At 57.0% G+C, this 18,325-nt stretch carries 14 protein-coding genes and 5 tRNA genes; 12 read left to right on the top strand and 7 right to left on the bottom strand.

Annotated features, from left to right (window positions below; genetic code table 11):
• From VGE80_RS01725 to VGE80_RS01715, 3 genes are all read right to left on the bottom strand, one after another.
• The coding region (locus VGE80_RS01725; protein WP_440591448.1) for a very short patch repair endonuclease at window positions 1-261 on the bottom strand (261 nt) is incomplete at its 3' end.
• A gap of 5 nt (window positions 262-266) precedes the next feature.
• Window positions 267-1,808 carry a DNA cytosine methyltransferase gene (locus VGE80_RS01720; RefSeq protein ID WP_440591449.1) on the bottom strand — a complete coding sequence of 514 codons (1,542 nt, stop codon included), beginning with the start codon at window positions 1,806-1,808 and terminating at the stop codon, window positions 267-269.
• Window positions 1,809-2,564: 756 nt separating this feature from the next.
• The gene (locus VGE80_RS01715; RefSeq protein WP_440591447.1) at window positions 2,565-3,503 is read right to left on the bottom strand and encodes a hypothetical protein; all 939 of its coding nucleotides are present in this window, start codon (window positions 3,501-3,503) and stop codon (window positions 2,565-2,567) included.
• Between the two features lie 658 nt (window positions 3,504-4,161).
• Between VGE80_RS01715 and VGE80_RS01710 the strand changes: the two genes are divergently transcribed.
• Window positions 4,162-4,680, top strand: a complete 519-nt coding sequence (locus tag VGE80_RS01710; RefSeq protein WP_440591446.1) for a hypothetical protein — start codon at window positions 4,162-4,164, stop codon at window positions 4,678-4,680.
• Between the two features lie 167 nt (window positions 4,681-4,847).
• Here VGE80_RS01710 and VGE80_RS01705 read toward each other — a convergent pair whose 3' ends face one another.
• Window positions 4,848-5,318: a hypothetical protein gene (locus VGE80_RS01705; protein WP_440591445.1), complete on the bottom strand. Its 471-nt coding sequence runs from the start codon at window positions 5,316-5,318 to the stop codon at window positions 4,848-4,850.
• Window positions 5,319-5,841: 523 nt separating this feature from the next.
• On the opposite strand from VGE80_RS01705, the gene VGE80_RS01700 reads away from it, so the two are divergent.
• From VGE80_RS01700 to VGE80_RS01660, 9 genes are all read left to right on the top strand, one after another.
• The gene (locus VGE80_RS01700) at window positions 5,842-9,021 is read left to right on the top strand and encodes a DUF1553 domain-containing protein (RefSeq protein WP_440591444.1); all 3,180 of its coding nucleotides are present in this window, start codon (window positions 5,842-5,844) and stop codon (window positions 9,019-9,021) included.
• On the top strand, window positions 9,018-10,463 hold the full coding sequence (locus VGE80_RS01695; protein WP_440591443.1) for a DUF1501 domain-containing protein: 1,446 nt from the start codon (window positions 9,018-9,020) through the stop codon (window positions 10,461-10,463). Before VGE80_RS01700 ends, VGE80_RS01695 begins: the two co-directional genes overlap by 4 nt.
• A gap of 559 nt (window positions 10,464-11,022) precedes the next feature.
• Window positions 11,023-11,094, top strand: a tRNA-Phe gene (locus tag VGE80_RS01690).
• Between the two features lie 127 nt (window positions 11,095-11,221).
• Window positions 11,222-11,306: transfer RNA gene (locus VGE80_RS01685), tRNA-Ser, on the top strand.
• A 70-nt stretch (window positions 11,307-11,376) separates the two neighbouring features.
• Window positions 11,377-11,462 (top strand) — tRNA-Ser (locus tag VGE80_RS01680).
• Between the two features lie 82 nt (window positions 11,463-11,544).
• Window positions 11,545-11,634 (top strand) — tRNA-Ser (locus VGE80_RS01675).
• A gap of 505 nt (window positions 11,635-12,139) precedes the next feature.
• Window positions 12,140-12,733: an HNH endonuclease gene (locus tag VGE80_RS01670; protein WP_440591442.1), complete on the top strand. Its 594-nt coding sequence runs from the start codon at window positions 12,140-12,142 to the stop codon at window positions 12,731-12,733.
• A 123-nt stretch (window positions 12,734-12,856) separates the two neighbouring features.
• Entirely contained in the window at window positions 12,857-13,387 is a 531-nt protein-coding gene (locus VGE80_RS01665; protein ID WP_440591441.1) for a GNAT family N-acetyltransferase, read from the top strand.
• Window positions 13,380-13,451, top strand: a tRNA-Cys gene (locus tag VGE80_RS01660). Before VGE80_RS01665 ends, VGE80_RS01660 begins: the two co-directional genes overlap by 8 nt.
• A 199-nt stretch (window positions 13,452-13,650) precedes the next feature.
• Here VGE80_RS01660 and VGE80_RS01655 read toward each other — a convergent pair.
• A complete protein-coding gene (locus tag VGE80_RS01655) occupies window positions 13,651-13,953 on the bottom strand; it encodes a hypothetical protein (RefSeq protein ID WP_440591440.1) in 303 nt (100 codons plus the stop codon).
• Between the two features lie 107 nt (window positions 13,954-14,060).
• Here VGE80_RS01655 and VGE80_RS01650 point away from each other — a divergent pair, with 107 nt between their 5' ends.
• On the top strand, window positions 14,061-15,167 hold the full coding sequence (locus VGE80_RS01650) for a slipin family protein (protein ID WP_440591439.1): 1,107 nt from the start codon (window positions 14,061-14,063) through the stop codon (window positions 15,165-15,167).
• Between the two features lie 189 nt (window positions 15,168-15,356).
• Here VGE80_RS01650 and VGE80_RS01645 read toward each other — a convergent pair whose 3' ends face one another.
• On the bottom strand, window positions 15,357-15,860 hold the full coding sequence (locus tag VGE80_RS01645) for a carboxypeptidase regulatory-like domain-containing protein (protein WP_440591438.1): 504 nt from the start codon (window positions 15,858-15,860) through the stop codon (window positions 15,357-15,359).
• A gap of 216 nt (window positions 15,861-16,076) precedes the next feature.
• Complete coding sequence (locus tag VGE80_RS01640) at window positions 16,077-17,135, bottom strand: DUF1559 domain-containing protein (protein WP_440591437.1); 1,059 nt, start codon at window positions 17,133-17,135, stop codon at window positions 16,077-16,079.
• Window positions 17,136-17,942: 807 nt separating this feature from the next.
• Here VGE80_RS01640 and VGE80_RS01635 point away from each other — a divergent pair.
• Window positions 17,943-18,325: hypothetical protein (locus tag VGE80_RS01635; RefSeq protein ID WP_440591436.1), on the top strand; the 383-nt coding region annotated here is incomplete at its 3' end.

The following is an 18,325-nucleotide window of genomic DNA, read 5'->3' as shown; positions in this document are numbered from 1 at the left end:
CCAGAACTGAATTCTGCTTTTGGGAGTGTATGCATACTTGCATCCCGGATGACGATGCCAGAAGCAGCCATGAACAAGTACCGCGACGCGATAACGAGGCAGTACGATGTCGGGTTTTCCAGGCAGATCAATTCGATGGATGCGGAATCGGTAGCCAAGTCCGTGCAGAAGTGATCGTACCTGGAGTTCCGGGCTCGTATCTTTGCTGCGAATTCTCGACATGTTCCAGCTTCGATGCGATTTCGTGATTCGGTCAGTCATAGGAATCACCCCTTTACAAGTGGGTAGACTGCTTCGGCAATCTGATATGCCAGAAGCGGTGGAACCGCGTTGCCCACTTGCAGATATTGCTGAGATCTGCTTCCGCAGAAAAGATAGTTGTCGGGAAACGTTTGAATCCGAGCCGCTTCGCGTACTGTCAGACTTCGGCACTGCGTCGGATCGTAATGGATGAAGTAGTGACCATCTTTTGCCATGTGGCTGGTAATTGTCGTGCTGGGAAGACGTCCGATCTGGACGCGGAATCGATCACAGAAGTGACCGTCGTGGAGCGCTTGATCAACATTCTTGTGCGCAGGCAGTAAACTCGGCGGAAAATCCTTCAGCGTTGGGGAGCGACCAGAACGCGCCGCAAACGCGGCTGAAAAAAAGTACCGATGGAGGTCTTCAACGATATGCGCGCGCGTATGATGATTGCATATGCCGGTGAGTTTCGAATCGATGAACCAGTCGGCGCGGTGATCACATTTTTGTTCTCCGTGAATGAATTCCGCTCCACGATCTGCATGTGGCAGTGTGATTTCATCAATCTGTCCAGCAATGTGTTTTTCCAGACTTTCGCCATCTAGCTGACGCAATTCTCGAAACCATTGGCTCTTTCGAAGAAGACAGATGGCTTCTTTCCACGACGTTTTAGAGTCCTCTTGACGTGAAAGCCCGCTCCTCAATCGAGGAAGCCTGCCGATGACCTTGGACAATGAAACACCCGGTCCGGGCTTCAACCGACAACTCGATGTCATTCGCACATCAGTTCGGACACCAAGCATGATCACCCGATGGCGAGTTTGCGGGATTCCATACCGCTCGCTTTGAATGATGAAATCGCGCGGGTCTCGTGGTCCCGCAGCAGCCGGACATTGGACCAGTGAATGAATTCGGTACTCGACATTTCCGGCGTGCGAACGAGATGACAGTCCTGCTGCGAATGAAGGTTTCGACAGATCATCCAGCATTCGGTCAAAAACCGAGACACCTTCGAGTTTGGCCGAAAGCAATCCTTTTACATTCTCCATGATAAATACTGGAGGGCGGTGAACCGCCAGAATCCGAAGATACTCCCGGTAGAGGTGAATTCGTGGATCATCCGCAGCCATTCCTCCCCGCCGCGATCGACCAACGATGGAATAGGCTTGGCATGGGGGACCGCCAATAAGCAACCAGTTTTCCGCGCCGCCAAGTGCGGCTTTCACGCGTCGATCAAGGTCTGTTTCTGGGACAACTCCAAGCTCAGCATTCCACGCCTCCGCTTGAGCTTGTTTCGCCTGATGATGGTATCTACCAAATAGCTCCGACCGCGAGAGAGCGTCTGGAGCACTCAGGTGTTCGTAGTAGCCTCGAGGAGCTTCCCCGGGTGCGAACTGCCGGAAGAATGCCCGCAGTTCAAGCGTACGGTGGGCAGACTCTTCCTTTTCGACAGAGAGAGCGATTCTGTATGCCGGAACCCCAGGAGAGCGGCAAAAAGCCGCAAACCCTTCTCCTAAACCGCCTGGGCCTGCAAACAGATCAATAATCGGAACACGTTCGGTCATCAACGAAGCCACGAGGATTGTTTCAAAGTTAAAATGAGAGTCGCGCCAGTTCACTAACAGCGTACCCGCAAAACCATTCAAGTCAGGGATTCTTGTTGGGCGGTTGCGTGATTGGCAAGCCTCAACTCGAATACTCGATGAAGTCTGCGAGATTTGACAGTTCGAACGGAAAATTTTGGTGGGATCGCCAACGAATATCACCGATCTCGGACACGCGTAAGCTGGATTTTCCAGACATCAGCGGCCTGTCACGATTTTCAAATCTAAACGGCGGATTGAGAGAATGCGCGAGGAAACTTGTAACGAGACTTGGCGAATTTCCCAAACTTGATTGCACACACAACCAGTTACTCAACGACGTCGATCCGAGCGAACCCAACTCGTGAAGCGGTTTATCCGAGTCCCATATGATTTGAAGGCCGGAGTTGAGCGAGCTTGAATCGAACATGTTGGGTGAGACCATCGATCATTCGTTGCTCCGCTTTGCAAAACCACCTGGCCTGCCGGTGATTTCCGTACCAGTTGTAATAAGAATCAGGTTTGTAGGGGGCTGAGCGTGTGGGCCTGGAGCGGAAGGACGACACCTCGCCATTGATTCGCTGTGTCTTATTTGACAAGCTTGAGACGTTCGGACGATTGCGTCGAATTTTCGCGGACAGTGGCTATGGTCGACATGGACTACCTAAGTGCGTCAATGCGTTATTCGGGTCGGTCTTCCCGCCGTTCATTTGTGCGATGCCGACTGTCCGGACTTTTTCACTCCTTGGCATCCTTGACGAGGCTGTAGGGGTAGTTGGTTACTGTTTTCCAGGCCAGTTCTTGTAATGCGCGGTTGAACTTCTCGTTCCATGCTTCCTGCTTGGCGCTTTTCAGCATGTCGGGGAGGGGCAGGCCTACGGGGCTCTTTCCGTAGAGCACGGCGAAGTGCAGATAGGAATTCAGGGCTTCCAGTGGCGCGGACGGGTGGACCGGGTCTACGAATAGCTCACTTTGTTTGGTCAGGCCGGGCCATTGCTGCTCGGCGATTTTGCTTCGTAGCGTCACCATCGCTTGAACGCTGGGGACGAGGGCAAGAATTTTCTTGCCGTTACCAAACTTTTCGTTGATGGCGTCGGCCTGCGCTTCACCCGCCTTGATGTTTCTCTGATTGTATCGCTTGAGTTGCTCGGTTGTTTTTTCTTTGTCGACGTTGTCGAAGGCCCCGTTGGGGAAGTCCTGGTTATCGATGTCGCCACCGCCCCAGGAGAGCTGGACGATGAATCGCATGTGGGGATTATGCTCCAGCCCCAGCTTGACGAAATTCTCGATCCCTTCGTCGGGGAACGAAATGGGCGACATCACGAACACATCGACTTCGCCGGTTTTCAGGGCCTTTTTGGCCTCATTCTTGTCGTCGGCCAGGTTCCAGTGCTGAAGGGTCCGGGATGCACCGAGGGATTGAAGCCCGACCAGTTGATGACCCTTAATCCCTGCCGCTTCAGCCATCTCTCCCAGAGGTTTCGGAACGTACCACATCAAGCTGTGCGATGCGTAGAACACACGCAAGCCCTTCGGTGCCGCAGCGGGCGGATCTGGCTGGGTGACTCGTTCACTGCTTCCCACCTGTGCTGACAGTGGGCCGGGCAGCGTGGCAGTCCACCCGATGAGGACGACTGCAGCGAAGAGACCCTGAGTGAGTCGGTTGAACTTCTTCATTCCGTTCCCCAATTCTGGAGGTTCGTCGATCGATGAAACCTTATGAATCCATCTTACGGACGAATAGGATTCGGAAGGAAATGACTGAGACGTATTTTCCCGGTCGACTGTTGTGACTCGGATTTCGACCTGATACCGAAAGTACTCGTACCCCGTGCATCACTCAGGATTTCAGGTCCTCGCTTTGCCGATGGAGTGCGGCAGTGGTAGGTCAAGAACTGCACAAGGTAGCTGTCTTTGAAAACTGTCGCAGCATCTGGATGGATTTCTCTCAGCGGCGCTGAGAGTTTTGTCGGCGTAAGAACCACACGTTCGAACAAAGCACCGGCAAACCAAGTGGTGATTCAATAGTGTCTATCTCGACTGCTGCGACGCTGTCAACGTCGTGATCAGTGGAAATGGAAGTCACGTTCCAGTCAGGTGCCAAGGCCTGAGCCGTTGGTCGTATGGCGCGCCCGGTCCAAAATGCTTTTCTACCTCAACCCACTTTCTTGATCTGAAGAGTGCTCTGTGGGGCGAGCACCCAACTTGATATTGCTCAAAATCGGGCGGGGGACTTCAATGCGGCGCCTTGCGAGCGACTGTCTTACTTTTTGAGGCTTGGGCTGGCCTTGGCGGTCTCACTCGACGGGCGATTCCCCTTTCAGGTGTGCGTAACATGAGTTTTCGAATTTCTCGGTGGGCGACGGGTGGCCTGGCCCTCGTTGCTGTCCTGGTCATGGCGGGACTTGGTTGGTCGCATTTTTATGATCTGGGGCCTTCCAAGGACGAGTGGGGGCTGAAGTATGACGCGGAGGTGGTCCCGCAGGGGGACGTGCTGAATGTCTCGTTCACTCTGGCCGATCAGGGACGGCTGAAACCGATCTACTCCGTCAGCGTGGTCGCGTTCAGCGATCCCAGACCGGGGGGAGGACGAGCTTACCTCTTGAATGCGACGATCGATCTGAAGCCGACCGCTGATGGGAAGCTGGCGGGGACGCTGCAGGTCGATAAGAAATTTGCCGATCGGGCTCTCCTGCGGATCATGACGCTCACCTTCGACGGCAAGCCGCAACGAGACGGGGCGCGGTACTACCAGATGCCGCTGAAACAGTTCACGAAGAAAACACCCGCATTGGCGATCGGTCCCAAACCGACGGCTCTCGCCGCTCCCATTCCATCGAAGGTTGCGCGGTAACAGAGACAGGTCGTCCTGCGTCGCTGCGACCTGTCGCCGTGGCGACGTGCACTGCGGAGCAGCGTTGACGTGCGGAAGAGCGGACCAGTCAAGAAACCGCTGGTGGCGAGTGGCACCCCGTCCCCGCGTGGAGACGTCAATCGGGGATAGCGGTTGGTTTGCCGTCTTTAGACTGGCTTCTGATTTTGCGGGTCTGATTCCTTGGGAGGGGCGGACATCAGGTCGATGGCGTGCTTTGAGAGATGAATCCCTCGTTGCTTTGACGTCTTGACCAGTCCCATTTCTTCGAGCGTGGAGATCAGGGATTCCAGCTTCGGTCCCAGGTCCGCGAGACGAACTTCCAGATCCTGGAAGGAGAGCGGTGTGTCTGCGTTGTGGGCGAGAAACATCAGTAGATTGAGGCTGTCCACGCGGTTGAATGTGGGATCGGCTGGCAGGGCGTCCTTCAACGCCTGACGAATTCTGCCCCAATCTCGTTTTCCTGACTTAGCCATTCCGGTTTCCCGCCATCCACGGTGCCTGACGTCTTTCGTATCCCCACTCGGTTCAACTGCGCCCGCAATGTTATGCGAACCCGGAGGAATGTCCACCAGCAATTTTGCGAGTGGCAGGATGTGAGGATCGCACTGAGAATTCATTCTGAGAATTCGTTTCCCGGACGCATCCCCTGACACGGCCCCTCAAACAGCCCCTGTGCCGAGGTCAGACCGATCGGGACATCGATGACAGAAACAAGGCAACGAACCGGGCGAACGGACGAAGCGACTCGGACGACGTTACCCAATGAATGTGATCCTCATCGGGTAGACCCGGTTGACGCGTCTCCGCGGCTACCGGGGCGGCGTCCGCCGCAAGAGGTTTTCCGTATGCGCCCCCCTCCACCCGGGCTACTGCAATGGGCGGGACGTGCCAGACTCGTCGTCTGTGGCGGTGTCACGCAGTGACTTGCCACATTTTCCCAAACGTGCCACAGTCGAAAGGTTGGACGTGTACGGATTTCTCGAACTGGTTTCACTCGCAGTTGGTTTCTCTGCCTGGCGTCAAATCGTCGACGATCGGCGAGAGAGATGGACGCCGGGCAGATTTGTGGTCGTCAACGCTGTTGCGGGTGACTGGTTTTCGGATGGGGTTGCTCGGAGGCTTCGCAAAGCGAGTTCCTCGATGATGTTATCGATTCGAACCTGGTTCATTGTCTGGATGATTCCCTGTTTGAGTTTCATCACAGCCGGGCTCGCGGGGGGAGCGTCGGCCGACGAAGCATTGGACTCACGTGGTCCCGATGCTCCGCTCGCAGACCCGGAAATCGACTTTAACCGGGATATCCGCCCGCTCCTCTCGAAGAACTGCTTTCAGTGTCATGGATTTGATGAGCAGGGGCGGCAGGGGGGCTTGCGACTGGACCGGGCGGACGGAGCGACGGCCGTTACCGATTCCGGGTCCCGGGCGATCGTGCCGGGGAAGCCGGACGAGAGTGTGCTGCTGCAACGGCTGCGGAGCACGGATCCGCAGTTGAGGATGCCACCCGAGTCGAGCGGAAAGAGTCTCTCCGGTGCACAGATCTCCCTGCTACAGCGTTGGATCGAAGCCGGGGGACGCTATGCCGATCACTGGGCGTTTATCCCCCCTGCCCGGCCGAAGGTGCCGGACACGGCACGTGACGACTGGTCGCGGAACGCCATCGATCGATTCGTGCTTCACAGGTTGCGGCAGGAACGGTTGCAGCCGACCGTGGAGGCAGACCCGGCCCGCCTGTTGCGGCGGGTTTCTCTCGATCTGGTAGGACTGCCGCCAACTTCCGAAGAATTGGACGAGTACCTGAATCAGGCTCAGGAGGATCCCGATGCCGCTTATGAGCAAGCGGTGGATCGCTTGTTGAATTCACCTCATTTTGGGGAACGAATGGCGATCGACTGGCTGGATGCGGCGCGGTACGCGGACACCAACGGCTACTTCGGAGATCGACCACGGCAAGCCTGGCCCTGGCGGGACTGGGTGATTGCTGCGTTCAATGCGAATCTTCCGTTTGATCAGTTCACGATCGAGCAATTAGGAGGAGACCTGTTGCCCGCAGCCACGCGCGAGCAGCGCGTTGCGACAGGATTCCACCGTAACTCGATGGCGAACAACGAAACCGGTATCACGGATGAAGAATACCGTGTTGAAGCCGTAGCGGATCGCGTCGAGACTACGGCGAGTGTCTGGCTGGGAATGACGGTCGGGTGTGCTCAGTGCCACGATCATAAGTACGACCCGGTCTCGCAGCAGGAGTATTATCAGCTCTTCGCTTATTTCAATAATTCGGTCGAGCCGGGACTGATCTATGCTGATTCTCCCCCACCGACGGTCGAGGTCCCGACGGTCGAACAGGTCGACGAACTGGCACGCCGGCAGCAACGACTGACCGAACTGGAAGCGAGGTTCTCGAGCTTCGCGAGTAATCTGGAGAGTGAGTTGAACCAATGGCAGCAGTCGGCATTGAACGAGCTGCGTCCGCCGGTTGAAGGTTCGGCTCTGTCCTGCGACTTTGATCAGGCTCACAAGAATGCGCTCTCGATCGGCACAGCGATCAAAAAGCAGCCGGGAATTCGAGGCGAAGCGGGTCAGTTCGACGCCACGCAGCATGTTGAGGTGCCGCTCGACTTTCAGGCCGACGCCCCGTGGACAATCTCTGTCTGGTTTAAGTCGACCGGCTCGGTCGGCTGCCTGATTTCAAAGATTGAACCGGTCGGGCGACGTCGGGGGCTGGAGGTACTCTGGCAGAAGGGACAGCTGCATCTCCACCTGGTCTATCAATGGGGTGTTGATGAGATTGTGGCAGTCACGCAAGAGAAGTTCTCGCAACATGAATGGCACCACGCTTTGATCCAGTACGACGGATCTCATCAGTCGACGGGGCTGCGGCTGATTCTCGACGGCCACCCCGCTCCGTTGACCATACGGCGAGATCACCTGACCCGCAGTATCGAGTGCGACGAACCCCTGAGGATCGGGCGGCGCGATACGGGACTGGGGTTCTACGGGTTACTCGATCAGATCACCGTCGTCCCGTCGCTCGTCAGCGAAGGGAACGCGGAGACTTGGTACTACCACGAACGACTGCGAGGAATTCTCGAACGCCCTGTCGAGCAACGGATCGCCGCAGAGACGAACTTTCTCAAACAGTACTACATCGATCATCGAGCGGCTCCGGAAATCAAGACGGCCCATGTCGACTTGCAGCGGGCACGGGAAAGCGTTGCCGAGCTGCGTCGTCAGATTCCGACAACGCTGGTCATGGAAGACCGCAAGGAGCTCCGCCCGACCCACGTCCTGCTGCGAGGCCAGTACGATCAGCCGGGAGCGGAAGTACATGCGGGAGTTCCTGCGATCTTTCCCCCGGTCGAGGCGGACGCACCACGAAATCGGCTGATGCTGGCGAAGTGGCTCGTCTCGGGACGGCATCCGCTGACGGCGCGCGTTACGGTGAATCGGCTGTGGCAGCAATTGTTTGGTGAGGGACTGGTGCGGACCGTGAATGATTTCGGCTCACAGGGAGATCTACCGACTCACCCCCAACTGCTGGACTTTCTGGCAGTGGAGTTCGTCGACAGCGGCTGGGACATCAAGCGGATGTTGCGGTTGATCGTGACCAGCGCCACGTATCGGCAGTCGTCGAACGGGACTGAGGAACTGCTGCAGCGTGATCCGGAGAATCGACTGCTGGCGCATGGCCCCCGGTTTCGTCTCCCTGCGGAACTGCTCCGTGATCAGGCTCTGGCAGCCGCAGGACTGCTGACGCGAACGCTGGGTGGCCCCAGCGTCAAGCCGTATCAACCGGAAGGACTGTGGGAGGAAGTCTCTTACAACGGAGACGATTCGTATGTCGAAGAGACCGGCGACAACTTGTGGCGGCGCAGTCTTTATACCTACCACAAACGACAGGCACCGCCCCCGGCGCAGTTAACCTTTGATGCGGGGACGCGGGAGAAGTGTCAGGTGCGACGATTGAGGACCAACACACCGCTGCAGGCGCTGCTCACGTTAAACGATCCGACCTGGATTGAGGCTTCACGGGTGCTGGCGGAAGCGGCGACGGCCAGTTCGCGTGATGACCTGCGACGGCTGAGCTCGCTGTTCCGACGGATTGTTTCCCGGAGCCCGGATTCTCAAGAGATCCCGTTGCTGATCGGCCTGCTGGAACGACAGCGTGCTCGCTTCGGAGATGATCTGCCAGCCGCGGAGCAGCTCGTTCGCGTCGGCACGGCGCCCGGAAATTCCCAGCTTGATGCCCGGGAAGTGGCGGCCTGGACGATCGTGGTACACACACTTTTCAATCTCGATGAAGTGATCACACGCCGATGAACAGACTCGATGAATTCCTGCCACGTCGCGAGCTTCTCAGACGCGCCTGTCTCGGGGCGTGCGGGGTCAACCTGGGTGGAATGGCCCTCGCGTCTCTGTTGGGCAATGAAGCACGGGTGGTCACGGAACGGCAGTCAGGCCCGCACCCGGTCGCAAAAGCCAAACACATCATCTATCTGTTCATGCATGGAGGCCCATCGCAACTGGACCTGTTTGATCACAAGCCGGATCTGAAACAACTGCATGGGCAGGAGCTTCCGGCGTCGGTGCGGGGAACTCAGCGACTGACGGGGATGACCAGTGGTCAGGCGTCGTTTCCTGTGACATCCTCCCTCTTTCCGTTTGAGCGTCATGGTCAATGCGGAATGTGGGTCAGTGATGCCCTGCCCCGCACGGCCCAGATCGTCGACGAGCTCTGCTTTATCCGGTCCATGCATACCGAGGCGATTAACCACGATCCGGCAGTGACGTTACTTCAGACGGGGCATCAGCAACCGGGCCGCCCCAGTTTTGGTTCCTGGTTAAGCTACGGGCTGGGAAGTGAGAATCAGAATCTCCCCGCGTTCATGGTGCTGCTTTCACGCGGGAGCGCGGCACGGCCGGCAGACCCGCTGTATGCCCGGCTTTGGGGATCCGGCTTCCTTCTCTCCAATCATCAGGGGGTCGCCCTGCGGAGTTCCCGCGATCCGGTGCTGTACCTGTCCAACCCGCCAGGAGTCAACCAAGCGGTGCGGCAAGATCAGCTGGAAACACTGGCGGCACTGAATCGAAAGGCCAACCTGGCCGCCGTCGATCCCGAGATTGAGACACGCATCTCACAGTACGAGATGGCGTTTCGGATGCAGTCTTCTGTCCCCGATCTGATTGACCTCAAAGGGGAATCTCAGGAGGTGCTGAAGGCGTATGGGCAGCAAGTTCAACAGCCCGGCTCGTTCGCCGCGAACTGCCTGCTGGCCCGGCGCATGGTGGAACGGGGAGTTCGATTTATCCAGCTCTACCATCGAGGCTGGGACCAGCATTACAACCTTCCGAGCGATCTGCGGCTGCAGGCAGGGGATGTCGATCAGCCGTGTGCCGCCTTGATTCAGGACTTGAAGCAGCGCGGCTTGCTCGACGAGACACTGGTCGTGTGGGGGGGCGAGTTCGGCAGAACGATCTACTCACAAGGAACTCCGGAAGCGACGAATTACGGCCGCGATCACCATGGGCGCTGCTTTACCATGTGGCTGGCGGGTGCGGGGATCAAGCCGGGGACCATCTACGGGGCAACCGATGACTTCAGTTACAACGTCGTCGATCGCCCGGTCCACGTGCATGACCTGAACGCGACCCTGCTGCATCTGCTGGGGATCGATCACCAGCGACTGACATTTCACAATCAGGGTCGAGATTATCGCTTGACCGATGTCAGTGGCGAAGTGGTGTCGGGGATCCTTGCCTAGCGACGCCCGATCAAAGCAGGGCACTCGAAGGATGTCCGCACTCGGACCGTTGAGAACGTTGCGGAGTCCGGGTTACACGGCCCGAAGTCATGACGGTCGCTTGGAAATTCAACAAAAAATTCTGCGAACCTTCTTCCGATGGAAGGGTCCATGTCGATGGCGGTGATCGAGTTGATCATCGTGTCACTGGTGTTCGTGAAGGAACACCGACTCGGCCTGGCGGAAGATCATGCTTTCAACACTGAACTACGAAACCAACCTCAGCAGCCCTTTGGAAGTGGGCGGTTCCATAAGTGGTTCCGTGGCAGGCTCCGTGCATCTTGTGTCCAGCAAGCCCTTTGCCGGCATCGGCCACACCCGTCCGGGAAGGGCGTTGACCAGAAACGTGGAAACCGGATCTCGAAGTAGCGAGTCGTCGTTTCCCTTGCGCACGTGACAGAGGCGGTATGCTGCCATCAGCAGAAAGCCCGGTGTCACACCCAGACACCGGGCTTTCTTTTTTGAGGGTTCAATCACCTGCGGAAGCCCTCCCGGACGAATTCACGGAGGGCCGAGGTAAGGGCTGGTAGCTGAGACGGTTTAGCGCCTGGCTGAAGACCAGGAGAGAAGGATTCGAGCGCCTTCCAGCCCACATTCTGTGTTGGAGTGTGCCACAAAGACATCTTCATCGAGGACGAAGAGTTGACGTGCTCGTAGGTCGATTTCGGGACGACTTCGCGCCAGTCCCCGTTCTCTAACTAACGATGTAATAACCGGAAGGAAGTCACCCGGCTGGATCAGGGACCTGTCTTGAAAACAGGCGGCGGGGAAACCCGCTTGTGGGTTCGAGTCCCACGGCTTCCGCTGACCATGGAATGACGGAAACAAGCGATCGAGGTTTGCGTAAGCGCCCGATCGTTCGCGTGTGAGATGAGGAAGGTAGCCGGATAGGGTTTGCCGGGCCGGTTTGCTAAACCGTGCGGCCTTCGGGTCGTGAGGGTTCGAATCCCTTGCCTTCCGCCTGGAAAAGAGGACTTGTGGTCGGTGCCTGATGTCACCGTTCCAAGAGCCAAAGGAATGTCTGAACTGGACAAGTCACAAAGGAAGGGCCACCCGAATGGCGACGGGAGCCGGTTGGAAGCCGGTCGAGTATTTTTTGAATGCCTTGCGGGTTCAACTCCCGCCCCTTCCGCTGAGTGAACGAAACGGGATTAGACACGAACAGGTAAGATTTCTTGTTCGAGATCGTTCTATGACAGGGAGGTGAGTTACTTCATGTCGTACTGAGTATGTCCCAAAGATTAGACCAAGGGGACTGAGCAACTGCCCGAGAATAGATTCTCGTGTTCGCCTTTGCTTTCGGCGATGGGGGGTTCGGTCCAGCGGTTGTTGCGGTTGCGGGAAGCCTCTTGCGGCTGTTGCCGCCCCGGTAGCCGCGAGCGTCAACCGGGACTACCGTGAGTTTGGAATAATGTGTAGCGACGATATCAAATTCGCTTCTGGTGGTTTCGTAATGAATCGGGATGGATTGAGTTGCGACCGAACGGATTGATTCTTTGAGTGAATTCTTGCTTTTTGCGATTCCTGTGATTTAGTGGATAGATTGTGGCTTAGCTGTCCGGCTTTACTGCCGCGGTTTGGCGGAGTTACTTTGATGATTCCGTTTACGCCCCCGGATCGAAACGAAGGAGGTTGTTGTGGTCGCTGTGTTGAGTCGACAGACGCTGGTGCTGAACCGCAACTGGCAGCCGGTGGGCGTGGCTTCGGTCGCTCGTTCACTGACGCTCGTTGTTGCGGAGCGAGCTCGGATTGTCGACCCGGCCAACTTCCAGCTTTACACCTGGTCCGACTGGTCCCGACTGATCCCGCACGACGATGAACTGTTCGTGCAATCCGTCGCGTTCCGGATTCGTGTTCCCGAGGTAATCACACTGACGGAGTATGACCGCGTTCCCGTGAATGCGGTGACATTCAGTCGACGAAACATTTACAAGCGGGACCGGTATACCTGCCAGTATTGCGGAGTGAAACCGGGAAGTGAGGAACTAACGCTCGACCATGTGTTGCCTCGATCGCGCGGGGGAACCAGTTCGTGGGAAAACTGTGTCCTGGCCTGCCTGGCCTGTAACAACCGCAAGGCGGACCGGACCCCGGGCGAGGCCGCAATGCCTCTGCGAAAAGCGCCGGTCCGGCCAGCCTGGAAGCCGCTGTACGCTCAGCAGGCTGTTCGGATCGAAAACTGGTCTAAGTTCCTCAGCGAAGCCTACTGGACTGTGGAACTCTCCGAATGATGTTCTTGTCCGTCGCTTGAGGGAGTGGCTTCGCAGCGACTCACTCAAGCGACGCTCGTGGATCGAAGATGTTGTCGTTGCTGTCGATAGAGAACAGGGATGTTCTGCGAGGTGGAGGTCAAGATGAAGACAACCGTCCGAATTCGAACCTATCGGCCCGAGGATGTGGAAGGAATCTACTCGGCCGTGATGGCGTCGCGGCGTGAGCTGTCTCAGTGGATGCCCTGGTGTCATGAGACATATTCCCGTCAGGATACGACGGGGTGGGTGTGGAGCCGTACGTCCGCCTGGGAACGGAATGAAGAATGGAGTTTTCTGATCATTGACGGGGACGAGACGGTCGTGGGGGGCTGCGGCCTGCATCGCCTGGATCTGAAGAATGGAGTTGCTGAACTGGGCTATTGGGTCAGGACGCCATCGACTGGTCAGGGAGTTGCCACGGAAGCAACAAGACAACTTTGCCAATGGGCATTTCGAGATGGGGGTCTTGAGCGAATCGAAATACTCGCGTCTGTCGATAATCGTGCCAGTCAGCGTGTCGCGGAGAAATCGGGAGGGGTTCGCGAAGGAGTGCTCAGGCGACGCATCCGACTGGGGGGACGATCGCACGACTGCATTTTGTATTCGATTCTGAAAGAGGATCTACGACACTGATGTCGCTCGGAGTGGCGGCGGCCTGCAAAACCGTCCTCAGTGGGTTCGACTCCCACCAGTGTCACTTTGAAGGAATGCATTGTTGCCGGGTCCAGCGGCGGTTGGGTCACTCAGTCGAGTTTGGTCTCAACTGTTCCGAACATGGGTTCTGACGAAGGGCAATCAATGTCGATAGCTCAACGGACAGAGCACCAGCCTACCAAGCTGGAGGTTGCGGGTTCGATTCCCGTTCCTCGTTGGTCAAACCCAACGCTGGCAGGTCGTCAGACCTGTCCCACATGACCAAGGAAGGTGAGCGATTGTTTGATCGGCCATGGCAGTGGTTTTCCACCGCCATGACAACCTGCGAAGTCACCCTGCAGGACATGGATTCCGCCAAGGTTGCCCACCAGGCAACGGTGCGAGAACAGGAGGACTGAGGAATTCAGAAGTTCGCTTCTGAATGAAGGTCCCCCGTCGCTCGCATCGACGCCCGGCCCGGCCCCTGACGGAAGTGTCTCTCCGTGGCTTTCCGGGTGATCGGCAAACGCTTCACTTTCTGCGGACTTTTTTGTTTTCCGTTTCATTTTTCATTCTGAAGTCATTGCGTCTGCGATGAGCCGGTCGGAAGCCGTCTCTGCGGGGTGACCCGGTGCAGACTGATCTGGTTGATCCTCCAGAAAGGAGGTACGTCGTGTTTCCGTTTAAGCGTTATCAGATTCGTTCCTATGAGGTAGGCCTGCTGTTCCGTGAGGAAGAGTTCCAGGGATTGCTCAAGGCGGGAACTTACACGTTCTTTGACCCGCTGGGAAAAGTCTCCGTGGATGTTGTCTCACAGCGTGAGCCTCGCCTGGACCATGAAAAGCTGGACCTGATGATCCGATCGGGTGCACTGGCCGATCAGGCGATCGTGCTGGACTTGAAGGACAATGAACGGGGACTTGTCTGGATCGAAAACCGGTTCAGTCACATCCTGCCGCCGGGACAGTACGCCTTCTGGACGACACAGAAGCAGGTCCGTGTCGAGATCGTCGATACGCGGACGGTTCGTTTCGAGCACGACCAGTTTAAGACGATCGTCCGTTCCAAACTGGCTCCTCTCACCCTGAATGTCACGACTGTGCGACGTGACCAGGTGGGGGTGCTGTTTATCGACGGTCGGTACGTCGATTCACTGCCACCTGGCGAATACGCCTTCTGGAAGGATGCGGCGGAAGCCAAGGTCGTGGAAATCGACATGCGTGAAACGATCGTTGATGTGGGTGGTCAGGAAATTATGACGGCCGACAAGGTCACTTTGCGGTTGAACGCCGTGGTGACTTACAAGGTCGTCGACGCACGGAAGACGGTGAGTCAGACGGACGATGTCCGGCAGGCTCTTTACCGAGACACCCAGCTTGTGCTGCGGAGTGTGGTGGGGGCCCGCGAACTCGACACTTTCCTGACGGACAAGGATGCCGTCGCGAAGGACATCGAGGACAGCGTTCGACGCCGGGCTACGGAACTCGGTTTGGAACTTGCGTCTGTGGGGATCCGCGACGTCATCCTGCCTGGTGACATGAAGGAACTGATGAACAAGGTGACCGAAGCGCATAAGGCGGCCGAGGCCAACCTGATCTCCCGACGTGAAGAGACGGCGGCGATCCGTAGTCAGGCCAACACAGCGAAGTTGCTGGCGGACAACCCGACGCTCATGCGACTGCGTGAGCTCGAAGTCCTGGAAAAGATCGCGGCCTCTGGAAAGCTCAATATCATCGTGGGTGATAAAGGGCTGTCAGATAAAGTGATCAATCTGTTGTAACGCGACCGTGTCCCCTTCCCTCAATCGCGAGGGAAGGGTTTGACCCCGTCATGCTGTGTGGATTCCTCTAGGACTGAAGGCCCCTCACCTGATTTTTCAGGGCGAGGGGCCTTTTGCGTTCAGCCTCTGATCCCGACAGAAGGACCCGTGCGCACCTGCCTGAGGCAGGAGAAAGGGAGATCAATTCCCTTACATCCGACGGGTGACGGTATGGGATTTGGCCGCCCTCAGCGTGGGCCGCTTGGGGAGGGGACCGACCTTGGAATCGAGTTCAAAGTCGACCACAGCCACCTTTCCTTTCACGGTCTTCTTCATGACAGCAGTCTCTTCTGCCTTGTCGTTGTAAGCCGCAGGAACTTTCTCATCGCTGCCCGGGCTGGTGGTCTTTCCGTCATCGACCGGCGGCGACCATGTCGAGATTCGGACCAGGTGATCACCCTCCAGACTTCCGGAACGATCCTGGGTGAACTTCAGACTATAATTCCCACTCGCATCCGTGATGCCATAGGACGGACGGCTGCCGGAAACGGGGTGGAACGTGACCTGCGCCCCCGCTAGCGGCTTGCCGTCGAGTTTGATCGATCCCTTCACATCCGTGAGCGATGGACCGCTTTTCCCGCACCCGGTGACCACAAAGCCGGTCACGAGAAGAGCCATCACTCGTACAGAATTCGTCATTCGCGAAAACTTCATTTCATAAAATCCTTTCGTTTCTGAGCGACTGTCATGGAGGATGCCCCTTTGGCCTCAGGGAACAGATGACTGCAACACCCGCGGTGACTTCCCAGCAACTGAAATCGCAGTGAGATTTCGCGGTCCAATCCCCCAGAGGGGGTCTCAAGACAGCCTCTTCAAGCAGGGATACAGGTTCGCCGGGAGGTACGTCCTGCATACGCGCCAATTTCCGATTCAGAACTCGCCCACGGACTGGCGGTCGTCACGGATGCCGAGCTTGTTGTAGACGCCGAGGTTCTTCCAGATTCGTCCGCAGACGTCGCCACTGTTGAATTCAATATTGTCGCTAATGAATCGGACGGTGCCGTCGCCGAACAGGAAATGAGCTCCCCCTGTGTGCTGACTTCCCAACCCTTGCGAGCAGTTGTTCTGGCGCTGTGCGACGGTGGTCCAGGGTGCGTTCAGTGGAGCGGCGTTACCGGTCGCTCCTCCCCCACAGGTGGTCGCATCACCGACGCGGGCGAGCGTATAGTACTGTCCCCACATCCCCGTTCCCGGTGGATTGCGATTTCCGACCCACGAACCCGCATTGCACAGCCAGGACCGCTCTCCCACGAGGAAGGTATTACTCAGTCCATCGGGGAAGTCCGACATCCGGGTCCCCTCATTATTCATGAAGGCCCCTTCCTCGACGCGATCTCCCGTGCTGATCCACCAGTTCCAGGCACGCGACTGCCGGTTCCCATGGATCCCAACATAGTTCGACGTCGCTGTGTATTCGGCGGGCCAGTTTGTTCCCTGGAAGTGGCGGTCGTCAGGGGTCCCCTGCAGGGTGTTCTTCGATCCCGTGTCAGAAGGGCAGCGGAAGACTTTCAGTACCGTTCGCGTGAGTGGACGCAAGTTTTCATAGGCCGGAGATCCATACTCACTCAGTCGAATCGTGTTCGGACTAAGCTGATTGAACAGCGGCCCCTGCTCAAGTTGCGGCAGAATGAACGTCGGCCACCCCCATTGAGGCCCAGGGTCGACGAAGGGGACTTTGTTATTCCAGTTCGCCGAGTAATCCATATTACCCGGCGGGAATGCATTATAAACATCGTGGTAGTTATGGAGCGCGAGTCCGATCTGTTTAAGATTACTCTTACATTGCGTTCGCCGGGCGGCTTCTCGCGCTTGTTGTACGGCGGGTAAAAGCAGCGAGATCAGGATGGCAATAATCGCAATCACCACCAGTAACTCGATAAGTGTAAATCCATAACTGATTCGACGTCTGCGACCTGATTGATTTGGCACGGGACTCCCCTTACGAACAAAACCTTCTCATTGAAACGAACTGTGTACGAAGACACGCCGGGTACGCTCTGCGCAGAGCCTGGGCAGCAGCCCCCCTGCTTGTCCTGAGCGGCAAAATGCGAACTGCGGTGTGTGCAGTAGCAGAGTTGTCACGGTGACAACGGATCACGAGCGCAAGACGTTCCGCTGCGCTCATTGACTGTCAGGAGACTGCGAGCATGCTTCGTTTACGAGCGATGACGTCAACAAACCTGTGTGCGGCCTCTGGCCTGCAACTGTTGAAGGAACCGCACAGGAGTCACGACCAAATGGTGTGACATCCGTACGGCGCGCTGCCGCCCCATGCATGAGGTAAACAGCATGATGAGACCGGGCATGCTGTGTGATGCCCTACGCAAGGGTGCAACAGGACACTTGCGCGAGCACACACGGAGATCGCCCTCTCCTGAAGAGAGCGGAGACCTGATGCCGGCCCAGCGTTTTCGAAAAGCACTTTAGTACGAGTTAGCCATCACAACAGCGCGTCACGACCCTCAGATCCTGAATGGGCATCTGACAACGCTCGCATGGGAATCGGTCAACTGTGCCGTTAAGAGCATTCAACCCGGAGTAGTTCATGAGACCTCCATGGCCTCGACAGCCGCCTCCAGTGACAAATGGTCAGCGCTGCAATGACAAAACGGTTGATGGGCTTCAGGCCGCATTCATATATCACCTATTCGGTGCAGATTTATCTTCGTCATTCAGGCCGGTTCCGTCAATGGAATTTCAAGGCAACACCTGAATTTCTCATTAACGGGAACTGCGGTGATCGATTCATTGCGGACGAGCGACTTCACCGGGTCTGCGAAGAAGTCCCATGGATGGACGAAGGACGGCAAAAAGGATCGAGGGTCGAAACAAGTCTTTCGGTCACTTCATCAGATGCAATACTTCGGAGACGGTGCCCGGGATTTTCGTCGGTACGGGCATCGTCATTTGCACATCCGAAATGCCGGGGACGAGTCGATTCATGACCTGCATGCCGCCGGTCAGCAGAACTTCTACGTGTTCTTTCTGGAAAATCCTTTGCGCCCCGAATCTGCGAACAGCCTGTCTCATTCAACACGGCTGACCCGGGGAAAATCACCATTGAGAACGCGCACGGTCAACATGGCGAACCATAACACCGCAGAGAACGAATGCGTGCG

The organism is Schlesneria sp. (genome assembly GCF_036405755.1).
Lineage (GTDB): Bacteria > Planctomycetota > Planctomycetia > Planctomycetales > Planctomycetaceae > Schlesneria > Schlesneria sphaerica.
The sequence above is the reverse complement of the archived record's forward strand: the minus strand, read 5'-3'. Positions and strand labels throughout refer to the sequence as shown.